This window comes from Chitinophaga sp. (assembly GCF_036566945.1).
Lineage (GTDB): Bacteria > Bacteroidota > Bacteroidia > Chitinophagales > Chitinophagaceae > Chitinophaga.
Window position 1 is genome coordinate 1 of sequence record NZ_DATCVJ010000813.1, and the last position, 13,186, is coordinate 13,186.

The window sequence follows — 13,186 nt, forward strand, 5'->3', positions numbered from 1 at the left end:
GAAATAAAATTATTTGTTAGGACTCTTGACTATTGTAAAATTTCATCCTATATTTGAGACTTATAAATCCATAAATAAACCCTAATTATTTTTTCTTTATTGTAACCTTAAAAATTAACCCAACATGTCCTTCAAGGCAAAATTTACATCAGGCGGTGAAGAGTACAATGTACAGCACGTAGCCTACGATCTCACACAGGAAACAGATGCTACCGGACGCCCATCGGCAATTACCCGCGGCGGACGCATTAAGCTAACGGTAGAATCTACCGGAAAAACAGAACTCTTTGAGTGGATGGTCAACAACTTTGAACGCAAAGATGGTTCTATCACTTTTTACAAAAGAGACACTGATTCCAAACTAAAAACTTTGGAATTTAAAGAAGGTTACCTGGTTAAGTTTGAAGAGTCTTTCGACTACGAAAACAAAAATCCAATGGTAATTTCCTTTACAATTTCTGCCCGTGAAATTAGCATGGGTAACGCAAAACATGTTAATGAATGGGTGTAATAACCGCTGACATTATGTGGAAAGGGCTGTCTCAGAAAGTGAGGCAGCCCCTTTTTTTTACTATGCCTCTATCCATTCTCCCTGTTCCGGAATAATCGCTGATAAGCCCGCTGCGCTTACCGCTGCAGCCAGTGCTTCCCGGCTAAGGAAACAATGATTAATAACACCCATATGCACCGCAATGACCTTGCTTTGTGCCGGATGTTGTATGGTTTTAATTACATCTGTGGCCGTCATGGTAATAGGATCTCCCTGCAGAAATTGTGCAGCGCCCGCATTCACGACCACATAATCCGGACGGAACGTATCCATAGCCGCCACCACTTCTTCACACCAGATGGTATCCCCGGCAATGTATAAAGTAGTATGAGCATCCTGCAATACAAAGCCGGAAACGGGCGCCATCATCTTACCAATGTCACCGGTGCCATGTTGCCCACCGGTGCGTGTAATGCGGAAGTTTTCCCAGGTAGTGGACGTGTCAACAGGGAGTACATGTGTGAAGCCCTGCTCAATGAGGGCAGTTGCATCTTCCGGCTGACAAAATACCGGTAGTTGCCTGGGTAATATAGCCTGTGCAGTAACATCCCAGTGGTCGCGGTGACGATGTGTTACGAGGATGGCATCTAAAGAGGAAAGCAGATCGCTTAATGCGGATGCATCCATAGGAAGTTCCGTCATCGGGTTGCGGATGGTATTGGCCGCATTGGGTACGGTATCCAGGCTGTCTTTTGCGCCCAGCATAGGATCTACCAGTATTCGTTTGTTATTCCATTCTAACAGCAAAGTAGCATGGCGTATCAATTGTATGCGCATGGTGTATCAAATTTTGAAGAATGGAATAAAGTTATAGATTAATCGCCCACAAGATCCATAAAATATACAGCGGTTGAAATAGCAGCCGGCTCCAGGTATACCAGGGTTTGGCCGGTAATCCGCCGGGGGCAGGCAGGTGTTGTACGGCTACGCGGATATTGGCGGGAAACATGGCTATCAGCAGTATAATTAATCCCCATCCTGCATAATACCTGGTGGATGGGAATAGTAAACCCGCTCCCAGCAACATTTCCAGCACACCGGTGAAGAGGATGAGAAAACGGGAAAAGGGAAACCATCCTTCAATCATGTAGATCAATTTGCCGGGCTTCAGCAGATGAAAGAAGCCGATCAGCAGAAACATAACGGCAGCGGATATACGTGCATCAAATGATAACTGCTGTAGCGCAGGAATAGAAAAGAGGTAACCAATGGCCAGTAATAAAAATGCGATGCTGCATAAGCCGGAAAAGAATGCCATGTGTGTATTTTTTAGAATACAAATGTCATGATCTTCTTTTCAAATCACACTAACAAATGTTAGTTAATCCGCAGAACTCATATTTTTACGGATTCTGCTGAGACTTTCCGGCTCAATGCCCAGGTAGGAGGCAATTTGTTTGATGGATATATGTTGCACTACTTCGGGATGTTCCTGTAGCAGCTGCGCATATCTTTCCTGGGCGGAAAACCGGAGAAAAGAGAGTTCCCGGTTGTATTTATGCAGGTACTGATACTCCGCCATGAGGCGTCCGATTTTTTCGGCCTGCGGTGAGCTGGCGTATAATTGATGCAGGTCGGCATAATGAAAGGCATAACCACTTACCGGCGTAATGGCCTGCAGATTTACCGCAGCAGGTTGCCTGGTAATGAAAGAGGCATAGGAAGTGGTGAAAGCGCCGGGAAAGGCAAAATCCATACTGATTTCTTTTCCCTCATGAAGGGTGTACACTCTTACGATGCCGGTTTCGATAAAAAAAATAGCGTTCGCTACTTTCCCGGCTTCCGCAAGATAATCGCCGGCATGGAAGGCGACTGGCTGCAGGATGGCTTCAAATTGCTCCCAATCTGTGATGGGGGCTTGCAGCAATGCCTGCAGCTGCTCACGTATATTGGAGGTAGCAGACATTAAGTTTTTCTCAGTTGAATGGACTGAACAAAATGGTGATGTCCTTTTTCGAGGATCAGGCTGGCGCGATAACGGGTAGGGGCAATATTTTGCTCCAGGTTAGGCTTGTTGATATCATCCCATATTTGTGTGGCTAATTCCACGGTGGCGGTATCAGAGAGATGTGCGTAGCGATGGAAAAAAGATTCAGGATTTTGAAAGGCGGTCATGCGGAGCGATTCAAAACGCGCGATGTACCATTTGCGGATATCTTTTTCTGCTGCATCTACATAAATGCTGAAGTCAAAGAAGTCTGATACGAAAACGGCGGGATCTTTTTGTTGTTGCCGATGACGTACCTGTAACACATTTACCCCCTCTACAATCACAATATCCGGCTGTTCTATCCACTGTAACTGACCGGGTAATACATCGTACTCCAGGTGAGAATATAAGGGCGCTGCTACCTTTTCCTTGCCCGATTTTACATCTGCCAGAAAATGGATCAGTCTTTTGATATCATAGCTTTCGGGAAAGCCTTTCCGGTTCATGATATTATTAGCCTCCAGTACTTTGTTGGGATAAAGGAACCCATCTGTGGTGACCAGATCCACCCGTGGATGGTTGGGCCACGCCTGCAGGAGTTTTTGCAATACCCTGGCAGTTGTACTTTTCCCTACGGCTACGCTACCGGCAATACCGATGATATAAGGTACTTTATGTACCTGGCTGCTAAGGAAGTTACTGGTAGCGGTATGTAGCTGTTGCGAAGCGGTTACATATAAATTCAACAGATGTGCCAGTGGAAGATATACCTGCGTAATTTCTTCCTGTGTGAGTGGTTCGTTCATGCCATGCAATGCTTCCAGGTCGTAGTCCTGCATTTGCAGCATAGCATCACCGCTTCTTTCTGCCCATTCTTTCCGGGAGAAGTTGATATAGGGAGTGTAGCGGTCGCGTTTCAGAGAAGTGGTCATTGTTAGCAGTTAGCTTATTGTTGTATATAAACAGTCTTTACGTTCAGAAATTCGTGTGTGCCTTCCAGTGATAATTCGCGTCCATAGCCGGATTGTTTTACGCCGCCGAAGGGCAGGCGTGCATCTGAGCGAACCATGGCATTAATAAATACGTTACCGCTTTCTATTTGTGTGGCCAGCCGGGCCGCTTTGTCGAGGTCGCTGGTCCACAGGGCAGCGCCTAAACCAAATTCAGTTTCGTTAGCGAGGGCGATGGCCTGCGCTTCGTCAGCTGCTTCTATGATAACGGCCAGCGGCCCGAATGTTTCTTCTTTAAATGCTGTCATCTGATTGGTCACCCCTGTCAGCAGGGTTGGCGCAAAGTTACAGCCTTCATGCGTGCCACCCAACTCCAGTCTGGCGCCCTGACTAATGCTTTCCTGTAGCTGCCTGGCCAGGTCGTCGGCCAGGTCCGGGCGGGCCATGGGGCCCATGTTGGTGTTTTCCTGGGTAGGGTCGCCCTGTTTAAGTTCCTGGATAAAGTGTTTCACGGCTTCGGTAAAAGCAGGAACAATTTCTTTTTCCACAATCCAGCGTTTGGCAGCAATACAGGACTGTCCTGCATTTTGCATACGACCCTGTACAGCAGTTTTGGCAGCGGCTTCCAGGTCAGCATCTTTCAATACGATGAAAGGATCGCTGCCCCCCAGTTCAAGCACTGTTTTCTTGATATATTTGCCCGCCAGCGCTGCCACACTTTTGCCTGCAGGCGTGCTGCCGGTGAGTGTAACGCCCTGTACGCGGGGATCTGCAATAATGGGCTCCATATCTTTGGACGACACCAGTAACGATTGGAAAGTACCTGCCGGAAAATTACTGTCGGAAAATATTTTTTCAATGGCCAGTGCACAACCACTTACATTGCTGGCATGTTTTAGTAAACCGGTGTTACCGGCGAGTATATTGGGAATGGCAAAACGAAATACCTGCCAGTAAGGAAAGTTCCACGGCATAATGGCCAGCACAATACCTTTGGATTCATAAGAAACATAACTTTTATAGGCGTCAGAGCGGATCGGCTTATGCTGCAACATATCGGCTATGTTCTCCGCGTAATATTCTGCGGACGTGGCACACTTTAATACTTCTGCTCTTGCTTCTTTCAACGTTTTACCCATTTCCTGTGTAATCAGCGCTGCGTGGGTATCTACCTGATCTTTCATGGACTGTGCCACCTGCATCATCCACTGACGGCGTTGTTCCAGCGGCACTTCCAGTAGTTGCTGCCAGGCTTTGTGGCCCAGCTGTAATTTCTGTTCTATCTCAGCGGAGGTGTGTGCTGTATATTCAGCAATGGTTTCCTGTGTAAATGGATTAATGCTTGTAAACATACGGTGCGGTCTTTTAACTTTTAGCCAGCGGCAATTGTTTGCTACCGGCTGAAAGCTGTTAGTGAATAGTCAGACAAATTTACCGTTTTCCACTAAAAAGGCACTTTAAAAGCTGGAGAGGAATAGCTACAAGCTAAACAGTTATCTTTGCATCACTAAAAAAACAGCTGGACTTTATGGCGCTTAGCAGATGGAATATCTTGATAATGGCCCTTTGTACGGGGCTGATCGTTGCCAATATCTATTACAGCCAGCCGTTGCTGGTGTTGATGAGCGACGAATTTGGTGTTAGCGAAAGCAACGCCGGGCAGGTTACTTTTTTTACACAGGTAGGATATGCGTTAGGGCTGTTGTTTTGTGTGCCACTGGGCGATAAGCTGGAAAGAAAAAGCCAGATAGTGGTGATGACGCTGGCGGCGGTAGTTGCATTGATCGCGGCGGCGGAATCTGTCAATATCACGATGCTGAAAGTAACGGGTTTGCTTATTGGTTTTACTTCCGTCGTTCCTCAGCTGATATTGCCATTAGCGGCGAATCTTTCAGACCCTGCCAGTCGCGGTAAAGTAATTGGCACCATCATGAGTGGCTTATTGGTAGGCATATTATTATCGCGTACCCTCAGCGGTGTGGTGGGCCATCACTTCGGCTGGCGCGCGATGTTCTGGATAGCAGCGGGTATCAGTGCTTTGCTGGCCGTGATCATGATCACTACTTTTCCTTCCAGCAAGCCTAATTTCAGTGGCTCTTATGGAGATCTCATGAAATCATTACTGACGCTGATCAAAGAGCAGCCGATCTTAAGGGAGGCATCTGCCATCAATGCCTGTTGCTTTGCGATGTTTGGTATGTTCTGGACGACCGTGGTATTTCTGTTATCGGCAGCGCCCTTTACATACACGAGTGAACAAATAGGATTAATGGGTCTTGCGGCTGCAGCGGGCGCCATGGGAGCTCCGCTGATAGGACGCATTGCCGACAAGAAAAATCCACGTATAGCCATTGGGTATGGCCTCCTCTTTTTGTTGCTGGGCTATTTCCTGTTCTACGCATTTCAGGCAAATATTATCGGCATTATTGTCGGCATCATTGCCATTGATTTAGGGTTGCAGGGTATCCATGTATCTAATCAAACCCGTATCTACACCCTGCTACCGGAAGCAAGGAACCGTTTGAACACGGTGTTTATGACCACCAGTTTTATCGGCACCTCGCTGGGCTCCGGCATTGGATTGTGGGTGTGGTCAGTGGCACAATGGAATGGCGTATGTATAGCTGGTACCGCTTTAATTACATTGGCACTGATCATTTATCTGGCTACTTATAGAAAGCCCAAAGGAGTGCTTAGCGCTTAACCCGGTTCAGCATGCATATCACGACTAACAGGTAGCCCATCATACAACACAACGCTACTTTATAAGCCATATAAAAATTGCCGGAAGTGCGGGCGAGGTAAAGAAAAATGCCGCCTAATATACTCACTCCCAAAGCAGAAGCAATTTGCTGGATCGTAGAATATACGCCGCTGGCTGCTCCTGCTTTGGTGGCAGGCATATCCCACATCGCTACTTTTAATAAAGAAGGCATTAGCAAACCGGAACCACTGCCGTATATGATCAAACAGGGAAGAATTTCCCAGGGCGTTATCTCATCTCCCCAAAATAAAATTAACTGCCCGATAAAAGAAACAATCATCAGCAAACAGGCGACCTGTAATAAACGGATACCAAAACGTGCTGCATTTTTGATAGACCATAAAGAGGCCAGCAGATAAGACGTAGTTTGCACCACAAAATATTTGCCTGCCGCGAAGGGGGCTATGTGAAACCCATTCTGAAAATAGATAGATACTGTAAAAATATAAGCGGTATTCACACCAAAGAAAAATAATACGCTGATGATGCCGGTGTTGAAACTCCGGATGCGAAAGAGTTCCATGGGGACCAGCGGATCGCGCTGTTTTTTACCTAACCAGTATTGATATTTTATAAAAATAAGCAGCAGTACAACCGCTGCTACCAGCATGCAGATCGTCCATGCCGGCCAGCCCAGTTCTGTGCCTTGTATAATAGGATATATCAGGAGAGACAGGGCCAGGGTAAGCAGAATGATGCCCGGCACATCAAAGCGGGTGGATTTGTTTTGTCCGGATTCCTGTACAAAATAATAAGCGAGTAGCATGGCCACCATACCCACCGGCAGGTTGACCAGGAAAATTAAGCGCCAGCTGTCGGTGATCAGGTGAGAAGAAATGAAGTATCCTCCCAGGAACTGTCCGATGGTAGCGCCGGTGCCTAATGCCATGCCGTACAGGCCGTAGGCTTTGTCTCTGTCTGCCGGCGACTGGAAGTTCAGCTGAATCAGTGTAATGGTTTGCGGAACGGTGAACGCTGCCGCCATGCCCTGTAACAGCCGGGAAATGATGAGCATTTCCATAGAGCCGGCAAAGCCGCACATCGCCGAGGTAATGGTGAAAGCTGCCAGTCCGGCGATAAATACTTTTTTCTTGCCCAGGTAGTCGCCTGTGCGGCTGCCAGTAATCAGGAATACCGCATATCCCAGCAGATAGGCCGCAATGACCAGCTCCAGGGCCGCATCTGTGCTGTGGAAGTAGGCTTTGATGGCCGGTGCGCTGATGTTAACGATGAAGATGTCGATCACTGTGATCAGAGGCGCCAGCAGGATCACAGATAGGGAGATCCATGGGTTGATAGTTGGCGTGGTGATGTATACAGACTGGTCTGTTTTCATGTGTGCAAAATTTTTGAACGTTAAATTTTTGAACTGATGAATGGTCGTTGAATAATTGTTGGATGTCGCGTTGCATTGGTGCATGGAAAGCTACTGCCGCTGTAGTGGCTGTCTTCTGGCGTACTCGGGTATCTGTATTTGCAGCTCGTTATCTGCGAAGCAGCGCTATGAAGTGTTCTTTCCTTGCTGGCGTTATCTGCAAAGTAGCGGTAGGGCATTCGCAGTGTACTCAATAGTCTTAGCTTCCCTCACAGTGGTAGCGTTTACAAAGTGCCCAACAGCTTCAGCACCACCTTTTGCGTATTCTCCATTGGCTTAGCGGATTTCTGCGTGTATCCTTGCAGACCGGCGCCTTCGTAAAGGTTGAGGAGCATGTCGGTCATCTCACTTAATTCATCTGCCGGGAAAGGGTTTTTAATCACCTGTAACTGTTCTGTTATAAATGATTTCAGTTGTTGGGTGTGGGTGCGTATTTGCAGCAATGCTTCCTCGTTGAGTCCTGGTAGTTCGTAGGCGATGCGGACAAAGGCGCAGCCTTTGAAGTGGTTGCTTTTCATGTGTTGCAGCCGGAATTCGTAGAGCCCCATCAGCTTTTCTTTTCCCGGCGCGAGGTCCTTCAGGAATTGAGTGCGTTCTTCCCATCTTTTGAGCCGGGTTCTCAGCAGGTATTCCGTCAACAATGCTTCTTTGGAAGGGAAATGCTGATACAGGCTGGCTTTGGCAATACCAGCTTCTTCAATGATCTGGTTAATGCCGGTGGCCTGGTAGCCTTGTTCGTAAAACAAGTCGCTGGCGGCGTTCAATATTCTTTCTTTGGCCCCTTGTTCTTTCATGGTACAATAGTAGGCATTATTTTTAAAACAGACAAGTCTGTATGTTTTTTTTAGCTTTTAGCAGTTAGCAGTTAGCTTTTAGTGAATGCAGCGGAGATAATAGAACTTGTTTTATGCAAAAATGCAACGGGTATCAAGTCCAGTACTTAATACCCATTGCATTTTGCTAAATGGAATTAGCTAACAGCCTATGGCTGTACCAATATTTCTCTTTGCTACATTTACTAAAAGCTAAAAGCTAAAAGCTAAAAGCTAACTGCTAAAAGCTGATTTAGTCCACCTTAGTGATTTTGAGCATATTTGTTGGTAAGTGTTGTTTCACGGGCGTGCTACCGGTGTTAACGGCTACGTCACCTGTTTTAATGAAACCTCTTTCTTTCAGGATGTTGATCTGATCGAAAACGATATCATCCAGACTTTCTTCTTCTTCGTAGTAGAAAGCGCGAACACCCCAGCTGAGGCTGAGCTGATTCACCAGTGATCTTTCTTTGGTGAAGATGAAGAGTGGGCTGCGTGGGCGGTAGCTACTCAGCATAAAGCCGGTGTAGCCGCTCTGGGTCATACCGATGAGAGCATCTGCATCCAGGTCTTCCGCAATTTTACATGCATTGTAGCACAGTGCATCGCTGAGGAAGGTAGGAGAGTGGCGGTGAGGGATCAGGTTACGGTTGTAGATGATCGCTTCTTTTTCCACTTCCTGGATGATTTTGTTCATGGTCTGGATAACCAGTTCAGGGAACATACCAGTAGCTGTTTCGCCGCTGAGCATTACGGCATCAGCACCTTCCAGTACTGCGTTTGCAACGTCGGTGATTTCGCTACGGTTAGGACGGGTGCGGTCCATCATGCTTTCCATCATTTGTGTAGCCACAATAACGGGTTTTGCACGGTGAATACACTTGCGGATGATATCTTTCTGGATCATCGGGATCTGCTCTACCGGCAGTTCTACACCGAGGTCACCACGGGCAATCATTACGCCATCACTTTCCCAGATAATTTCTTTCAGGTTCTGGATCGCTTCAGGTTTCTCAATTTTAGAGATCACCTTCATTTTAGAATTGCGTGCTTCCAGGCGTTTGCGCAGTACCGCGAGATCTTTTACACTTCTTACGAAAGACAAGGCTACCCAGTCGCATTCGTGATCGATGATAAATTCCAGGTCGATGATATCTTTGTCAGTCAGTGCTGGCAGGGATATTTTGGTATCTGGCAGGTTAAAACCTTTTTTGGAAGACAATACACCTGGTAAAGAAACTTCTGCTTTGATTTCGCCATTAGCAGTGATTTCTTTTACAACTGTTTCAATTTTACCGTCGTCCAGCAAAATTTTCTGGCCAACGCGAAGATCTTTGTACAGGTCGGGATAGGAAACGTAAATTTTTTCCATGTTGCCTACCAGCTTCTCGTTTACAAAGGTGAGCACATCACCTTTCTTCAGCGGCAGGGCATTGTTTTCGATTTCACCTACACGCAGCTTTGGACCCTGTAAATCGGCCAGGATAGCCACGGTGTAAGGTTCGGTCTTGTTGATCTGACGGATATATTCAATGATCCTCGCTTTGTCTTCATGAGATCCATGAGAAAAGTTGAGGCGGAATACGTTAACGCCGGCTTTAACCAATGTGAGCAGTCCCTCATAGGTATCACATGCTGGCCCTACGGTAGCCACGATTTTTGTTTTGTGCGAAGAGTGTTCTCTACCCGCAGCGTTATCCATCTGCTTGTGATAGTATTTCGAAAGATCCTTTGTACTCATAAGTCTAATTTTTTAACTCGCAAGAATTTTAACAATCTTAAACCATTCGGGGTCAATTTCCTGTTTGGCTTTTACAGCTTTATCAAGAGGGGTGTAATGGATCTTGTCGTTGACAACACCAATCATTACATTATGGATGCCTTCGAGGAGAGCATCTACAGCTGCATAGCCCAGGCGGCTGGCCAGAATACGATCTGTGCAGGTGGGAGCGCCGCCACGTTGAATATGCCCGAGGATACTTACCCGGGTATCCATTTGAGGGCACCTTTCTTTAATAATGCGACCAACTTCTGTAGCACCGCCGGTTTCATCACCTTCGGCTACTACAATCAGATTTACCAGTTTTCTGCGGCGTTCGTTCGCCTGCAGCTCTTCGATAATGTCATTTACTTCTGTTTTGCGTTCAGGCAGCAATATATGCTCCGCACCGGTGGAAATGCCGCTGTGTAATGCAATGTAACCGGCATCGCGGCCCATTACTTCGATTACAAATAAACGGTCATGCGCATCCGCTGTGTCTCTGATCTTGTCTATCGCTTCTACCGCCGTATTTACAGCCGTGTCGAAGCCAATAGTCGAATCAGTCCCTGCAATGTCCTTGTCAATAGTACCAGGCAAGCCTATACACGGAATGTCAAATTCCTGGCTGAACTTTTGCGCACCATTGAACGAGCCGTCTCCTCCGATTACTACGAGGCCGTCAATGTTGTGTTTTTTCAGATTTTCGTAAGCCATTTTTCGCCCTTCATATTCATAGAACTCTTTGCACCGGGCGGTCTTCAATATGGTGCCTCCGCGCTGTATGATGTTGGCAACAGACTTCGACTCCATCGGGAAAATTTCGTTCTTCAACATTCCCCTATAGCCGTACATAATGCCATACACATTCAGCTGATGATAAATGCCCGTTCTTACAACTGCACGAACTGCGGCGTTCATGCCGGGAGCATCTCCCCCCGATGTAAGGACTGCAATGTTGTTCAGTTTTTTCATATAAATTGCTAAAAAAATATCTTAAAGGCGCACAAAAATAACATTTTGCAATTGTTTTCTAACTGTTATCTGATGAAATAACCTAAATTTTTAATTTCCATCAAACAAAGTAGCAAAAAATTTCAAAAAATATTACGCATGTCAAAAAGAAATAATAGGAGGTGGATCTTTATGAGCGTGAGTTTAATAGCATCACAAGCAATGGGACAGCAGCAAACAATCAATTATCCCGACACAAAAAAAGTAGATACGGTAGACGATTATCACGGTACGAAGATCGCAGACCCTTACCGGTGGCTCGAAAACGACCACAGCGACGAAACACAAGCCTGGGTGACTGCACAGAACAAGGTTACACAGGACTACCTGTCAAACATCCCATTCCGGGCCGAAATCCGGAAACGACTGGAAGAACTCTGGAATTATCCGAAAAATGGAGCGCCAGTTAAACATGGTGATTTTTACTACTATTTCAAAAACGACGGTCTCCAGAACCAGGCCATCCTATACCGCAGCGCCACTTTAGGTGGTACCCCTGAAATTTTCCTCGACCCTAATAAGCTCTCCGCCGCCGGTACTACCGCTTTAGGCAGCATCGCTTTCTCGAAAGACGGTAAACACGCCGCCTACCTGCTCGCCAAAGCCGGCTCCGACTGGCAGGAAGGCTTTGTTATGGACGTAGCCTCCAAACAGCTCCTGTCCGATAAACTGGAATGGGTGAAGTTCAGCGGCCTCGCCTGGAAAGGCGATGGCTTCTATTACAGCCGCTATGACAAACCAGACGAGCAAAACAAATTATCCGGTAAAAACCAGTTCCAGAAAGTATACTACCATAAATTAGGAGATACGCAGGATAAGGATGTATTAATATATAAAGACGATGCACATCCCCTGCGTAACGCCACCGTACAGGTAACGGAAGATGAACGTTTCCTCATCCTCAATACTTCGGAAGGTACTTCCGGCCGGGAACTCCAATACCTCGATACCCACAATCCGGCGCAAAAAGACTTTGCCATGCTGGTAAAAGGCTTCGATTATGAACCCGGCGTAATAGATAATAATGGCGACAAACTAATGGTACGCACCAATCACAACGCTCCTAATTATAAAGTGGTGCTGATTGATCCGGCTAATCCGGCGGAAGCCAGCTGGAAAGTGATTGTTCCGGAAAAGAAAGAAGCATTGCAAGGCGCCGGCACCGGCGGCGGTAACTTATTCCTTTCTTACCTGAAGGACGCGGCCACCAAAGTATATCAGTATGATTACAACGGTAAACAGGTACGCGAGGTAACATTACCCGGCATTGGTACTGCCGGCGGGTTTGGGGGTAAAATTGAAGATAAGGAGTTCTTCTATACCTATACATCTTTCGTAACACCACCTACGGTATATAAATATGATATCGCCACCGGTACCTCCGCTTTATATGATAAGGCGGATGTGAAATTCAATCCGGCCAGCTACGAAACCAAACAAGTATTCTTCAAAAGTGCCGATGGCGCCAGCGTTCCGATGTTCCTTTCCTACAAAAAAGGAATCCGGCTCAATGGCAGCAACCCGGTATTGATTTATGGATATGGTGGTTTCAACATTCCGCAAACGCCGGGCTTCAGCGTATCCAACCTGTACTTTATGGAACAGGGAGGCATCTACGCAGTAGTGGGCCTGCGTGGTGGCAGCGAGTACGGCGAGGCATGGCATAAAGCCGGTATGCTCGATAAGAAACAGAATGTATTCAATGATTTTATTGGCGCGGCAGAGTACCTGATCAAAAGCAAATACACCAATCCTACGAAGATTGCCATCCGCGGAGGTTCCAACGGTGGCTTGCTGGTAGGCGCCTGTATGACGCAACGTCCGGAACTCTTTAAAGTGGCCTTGCCGGCAGTAGGCGTAATGGATATGTTGCGCTTCCAGAAATTCACCATCGGCTGGGCATGGGCAGTAGAGTATGGCAGCAGTGATCACGCAGATCAGTTTAAATACCTGCTGCAATATTCACCGCTGCATAACCTGAAACCAGGAACGGCCTATCCGGCTACCCTGATTACTACCGCAGATCATGACG

At 46.8% G+C, this 13,186-nt stretch carries 12 protein-coding genes; 3 read left to right on the plus strand and 9 right to left on the minus strand.

The window, feature by feature from the left end:
• Positions 1 to 124: 124 nt before the first annotated feature.
• Positions 125 to 511 carry a type VI secretion system tube protein TssD gene (gene tssD, locus VIP81_RS24560; RefSeq protein ID WP_291926631.1) on the plus strand — a complete coding sequence of 129 codons (387 nt, stop codon included), beginning with the start codon at positions 125 to 127 and terminating at the stop codon, positions 509 to 511.
• A gap of 60 nt (positions 512 to 571) precedes the next feature.
• On the opposite strand, the gene VIP81_RS24565 is transcribed toward tssD, so the two are convergent.
• The 5 genes from VIP81_RS24565 to VIP81_RS24585 form a co-directional block, all read right to left on the minus strand.
• Positions 572 to 1,327 carry an MBL fold metallo-hydrolase gene (locus VIP81_RS24565; protein ID WP_331967558.1) on the minus strand — a complete coding sequence of 252 codons (756 nt, stop codon included), beginning with the start codon at positions 1,325 to 1,327 and terminating at the stop codon, positions 572 to 574.
• A 31-nt stretch (positions 1,328 to 1,358) separates the two neighbouring features.
• A complete protein-coding gene (locus VIP81_RS24570) occupies positions 1,359 to 1,808 on the minus strand; it encodes a hypothetical protein (RefSeq protein ID WP_331967560.1) in 450 nt (149 codons plus the stop codon).
• Between the two features lie 63 nt (positions 1,809 to 1,871).
• Complete coding sequence (locus tag VIP81_RS24575; protein WP_331967562.1) at positions 1,872 to 2,456, minus strand: Crp/Fnr family transcriptional regulator; 585 nt, start codon at positions 2,454 to 2,456, stop codon at positions 1,872 to 1,874.
• Complete coding sequence (gene coaA / locus VIP81_RS24580; protein ID WP_331967564.1) at positions 2,456 to 3,412, minus strand: type I pantothenate kinase; 957 nt, start codon at positions 3,410 to 3,412, stop codon at positions 2,456 to 2,458. The genes VIP81_RS24575 and coaA overlap by 1 nt, the downstream gene beginning before the upstream one ends.
• Positions 3,413 to 3,426: 14 nt before the next feature.
• Positions 3,427 to 4,782 carry an NAD-dependent succinate-semialdehyde dehydrogenase gene (locus VIP81_RS24585; RefSeq protein WP_331967566.1) on the minus strand — a complete coding sequence of 452 codons (1,356 nt, stop codon included), beginning with the start codon at positions 4,780 to 4,782 and terminating at the stop codon, positions 3,427 to 3,429.
• 176 nt (positions 4,783 to 4,958) lie between these two features.
• Between VIP81_RS24585 and VIP81_RS24590 the strand changes: the two genes are divergently transcribed.
• Entirely contained in the window at positions 4,959 to 6,134 is a 1,176-nt protein-coding gene (locus VIP81_RS24590; protein WP_331967568.1) for an MFS transporter, read from the plus strand.
• Here the strand turns inward: VIP81_RS24590 and VIP81_RS24595 are convergent.
• The 4 genes from VIP81_RS24595 to pfkA all read right to left on the minus strand — a co-directional run bounded on the left by VIP81_RS24595 (position 6,124) and on the right by pfkA (position 11,115).
• Complete coding sequence (locus tag VIP81_RS24595) at positions 6,124 to 7,530, minus strand: MFS transporter (protein ID WP_331967570.1); 1,407 nt, start codon at positions 7,528 to 7,530, stop codon at positions 6,124 to 6,126. The genes VIP81_RS24590 and VIP81_RS24595 overlap by 11 nt on opposite strands.
• Positions 7,531 to 7,793: 263 nt before the next feature.
• Positions 7,794 to 8,363 carry a TetR/AcrR family transcriptional regulator gene (locus VIP81_RS24600; protein WP_331967572.1) on the minus strand — a complete coding sequence of 190 codons (570 nt, stop codon included), beginning with the start codon at positions 8,361 to 8,363 and terminating at the stop codon, positions 7,794 to 7,796.
• 271 nt (positions 8,364 to 8,634) lie between these two features.
• On the minus strand, positions 8,635 to 10,122 hold the full coding sequence (pyk, locus tag VIP81_RS24605) for a pyruvate kinase (RefSeq protein WP_331967574.1): 1,488 nt from the start codon (positions 10,120 to 10,122) through the stop codon (positions 8,635 to 8,637).
• 12 nt (positions 10,123 to 10,134) lie between these two features.
• Positions 10,135 to 11,115 carry a 6-phosphofructokinase gene (pfkA, locus tag VIP81_RS24610; protein WP_142683182.1) on the minus strand — a complete coding sequence of 327 codons (981 nt, stop codon included), beginning with the start codon at positions 11,113 to 11,115 and terminating at the stop codon, positions 10,135 to 10,137.
• A gap of 138 nt (positions 11,116 to 11,253) precedes the next feature.
• Between pfkA and VIP81_RS24615 the strand changes: the two genes are divergently transcribed.
• On the plus strand, positions 11,254 to 13,186 hold a 1,933-nt coding region (locus tag VIP81_RS24615; RefSeq protein WP_331967578.1), incomplete at its 3' end, for a prolyl oligopeptidase family serine peptidase.